The following is a 253-nucleotide window of genomic DNA, read 5'->3' on the forward strand; positions in this document are numbered from 1 at the left end:
TTCTTCGAATCCACCTAAAAACTTTGGTTAAGTCCTCGACCGATTAGTATTGGTCCGCTCCATCTATCACTAGACTTCCACTTCCAACCTATCTACCTGATCATCTTTCAGGGGTCTTACTCACTGACGTGATGGGAAATCTCATCTTGAGGGGGGCTTCACGCTTAGATGCTTTCAGCGTTTATCCCTTCCACACATAGCTACCCAGCGATGCTCTTGGCAGAACAACTGGTACACCAGCGGTGTGTCCATC

Annotated in this window: 1 rRNA gene; it reads right to left on the reverse strand. The window is 47.8% G+C overall.

What is annotated here, in order from left to right:
• Positions 1-23 precede the first annotated feature (23 nt).
• A 23S ribosomal RNA gene (locus ACEN4L_RS13625) occupies positions 24-253 on the reverse strand; the annotation flags it as partial.

The sequence above is a fragment of the Desemzia sp. FAM 23988 genome (assembly GCF_045528365.1).
In the GTDB taxonomy this organism is placed as follows: domain Bacteria; phylum Bacillota; class Bacilli; order Lactobacillales; family Carnobacteriaceae; genus Desemzia.